Annotated in this window: 4 protein-coding genes; all 4 read left to right on the forward strand. The window is 59.7% G+C overall.

Translation table 11 applies throughout. From position 1 onward, the window contains the following. On the forward strand, positions 1-132 hold a 132-nt coding region (locus AC0IY0_RS28630; protein ID WP_471766461.1), incomplete at its 5' end, for a winged helix-turn-helix domain-containing protein. A 94-nt stretch (positions 133-226) separates the two neighbouring features. Further along, positions 227-679: a Ros/MucR family transcriptional regulator gene (locus AC0IY0_RS28635; RefSeq protein WP_471766457.1), complete on the forward strand. Its 453-nt coding sequence runs from the start codon at positions 227-229 to the stop codon at positions 677-679. Positions 680-909: 230 nt separating this feature from the next. Next, positions 910-1,302: a helix-turn-helix domain-containing protein gene (locus AC0IY0_RS28640; protein ID WP_471766459.1), complete on the forward strand. Its 393-nt coding sequence runs from the start codon at positions 910-912 to the stop codon at positions 1,300-1,302. Between the two features lie 542 nt (positions 1,303-1,844). Continuing rightward, complete coding sequence (locus tag AC0IY0_RS28645; RefSeq protein WP_147940994.1) at positions 1,845-2,126, forward strand: hypothetical protein; 282 nt, start codon at positions 1,845-1,847, stop codon at positions 2,124-2,126. Positions 2,127-2,931 lie beyond the last annotated feature (805 nt).

Raw genomic sequence — 2,931 nt, forward strand, 5'->3', positions numbered from 1 at the left:
GACGTGTTCATCTGCAAGCTGCGCAAGAAGCTCGCCAACGCCAGCCAGGGCAAGAACTACATCGAGACCGTCTGGGGTCGCGGCTACGTGATGCGTGACGGCACAAGCGAGATGCAAGCTATGGCTGGCTAAAATTATCCTGCTATAATTTAGAAAGATTTTTAACTCCGGTTGATGTTACGTTCACATGGGCACAAATGTCCTGCTTCACACGAGCAGGTACACCATGGACGAGAATTCAGAGACCATCGAGTGTGGGGCGGCAGACTACATGGAGCTGACGACCGGCCTCGTCGAAGCCTATGTGTCGAACAATCACGTACAAGGCGCCGAGCTTGCGACGCTGATCGCCAACACGCACGCTGCGCTGCCTGGGCTCGGTAAGGAAGCTACCACCCAGGCTCCAGCAGCCGACAAGCCCATCCCTTCCCAGATCCGGAGGTCGGTCACTCCCGATGCGCTGATCAGTTTCGTCGACGGCAAGCCGTACAAGACGCTCAAGCGCCACCTCAGCGGCAATGGGATGACGATCAAGCAGTACCGGGAGCGCTATGGCTTGCCGCGGGACTACCCCTCGACGGCGGCGAGCTACTCCGAGCAGCGCTCTGCGCTCGCTAAGAGCCTCGGCCTCGGAAACCGGCGCAAGAAAGCTGCCCCCGATGGCTTCGGAGCCCGCTGAGACTGTCTCTCCCGAGCCGAAGCGCGCTGTTGGGCGGCCGCGGAAGGCCAAGGGGAATACTACCGAGCCGTAAAGCTCAGGTAGACCGGCTGCAGAGGGGGACGGCCAAGCTATGTGGCCGATGCAGGCACAGGTAGCAAAATTGTGAGCAACTCAATCGTACGTAATGTGGTTTGAGGGCTCTGGCTGCTCTGGCCACCCCGACACATCAAGAGAAAGCTGCCCACAAGATGACTGCCCCCTACAAGCCGAAGCTAGCCACCGACGCTGATCGCACCATCGGGAGCCGCATCGCAGCGCTTCGTGCCGCCCAGGGTCTGAGCCAGACGGTGCTTGGGCAAGCGATCGGCGTCAGCTTTCAGCAGGTGCAGAAGTACGAGAAGGGTCGCAACCGCATCGGCGCAGGCCGGCTGCAGGCGATCGCAGACACCATGCAGGTGCCAGTCGAAACCTTCTTTGCGGGTCAGGCAGGGGCGGGGGATAGTGAGGGCACCGCGTCGACGTTCTTCGACGATCCAAAGGTGATGGAACTCGTGCTGGCATTCACGAGCATCTCCGATGAGACGACGCGGGATAGCGTTCTGTCAATCGTGAAAGCGGCGGCGACCCTTCGGCGGGGTTAGGCGGAAAGCTGTGCCGGTTAGGCGCAGCAAACATACCCGAGCCAATCAGGCTACGTAGAAATTGCGTTTGATTGCATCAAATACAACTTATAAGCGATAATGGCGACACTTCGAAGGTTGCCATGGCTGCGCGAACGAGCCTCATCGTCCTGATAGTCGCTGCCTACATAGGCGGAGCGGTCGCTCTCCATGTATGCTGGCAACACAGTTTCCTGTTGGCCCTCCTGGCGGCGCCGTTCGGTGGCAGCCTTGCAGCTATCTCCGCCGCCTTGTTGCTTTACCTGCGCGACCCTAATGCTCGGAACCGGCCATCTGGGCCTGAACAACGCATATCATCCGAACTATTGGCCCGGATTTCCTGATCTTGGTGCGATCGTCGGTGTACCGCCCAAGGGTGCTCATCGGACAACCAAGAAATTCCTTCAAGCCCTCCGCCGGTGTGCAGGCTGATCATTCGTGCCTCTCATGCAGGTACGGTCATGCCTTTGAGGAACGCCTTTCAAACGGTTTAGTTGGTCCCGGCATAGGTTGGGAGAGACATCGTGCGGACCATAGCTAAAGCGGCGGCAGTCGCGATTATCACACTCGTTAGCGTTGGCGCAGCTGAAGCGAAGGGCTGTATCAAGGGTGCTATTATCGGTGGCCTCGCCGGTCATTACCTAGCCGAGCGAGGAGTAGTTGGTGCGGTTGCCGGTTGTTTGGCGGGACGCGCTTTGGCTAATCGCCGCGCTCAACGAGAGATCGATTACGGTGCTCGCGTACAGCCGCGCAGCCCAGGGTATGGCGCGCCGCAGCGCCCCTCGCGCGGAGAGTATGGGTACTGAGAGCTGGCTAAACTGAGCGGGGCGTCAAGTGTCCGCCCCGCCGACCTCACCGTTACGAAAAACCGTTACCTGCGTGTCCCTTAGTGGCATTCGCTCGATGGCGGTAATCGGCCGCCGTCTTCGGAATTTTTTGGCCGCTCTGGCCCATGAGTCGCGCAAGGTTGATAGACCGTACCTTTGCTTCAGATCACATCTACGGTGCCCGCCCGACGTGCCAAGCCAGGCGGATGCTCATGCGACCCAACCTCGCATAGCCACATTGACCGCCCTCACCTGCCTACCCTCTGTGAGCGTTGCACAGAGCCGGCCAGAGCATGACGAAGACCACGCCTCGAATCAGCCCCAGGCGAAGACGCGGCTAACGACATCGATTCGGAGGTGCTGGCGCGCTGCCGCCGCCAAACCGCAGATCAGAAGCTGAAGGGGCCAGCTCGCGGCGCGCGAGGCATTCTTAGGCACCTGCGTGACGCCGAGGGGTCAAGGTCAGGAGCCGCACTGTGATTTAGTCTACGTCACATGATGGCGTTGTTACGTCGATACATCACTCATCGCCTCGGTCCAGCGCATCGCAGTCCCGCCCGTGCTGCCACAGAGCCATTTGGCCTGCCCCCTGGAAAGTGGCTCTTCGCCAAGTTTGGTGGATTGGGTCGGCTGGGGGTGCTGGGAGGTAGCTCCTGGCTGAATCGGGCAGGGATTCTCAGATCAGGGCATGACCCTTCTCTGTTACATGTCAAACAGCGTTGAACCTTGGTTCTTCCGCACTTTCGGTGCTGAGCGGTGGTTTGGACGTTGATTCGCATGTTGG

The sequence above is a fragment of the Methylobacterium sp. AC315 genome (assembly GCF_979253755.1).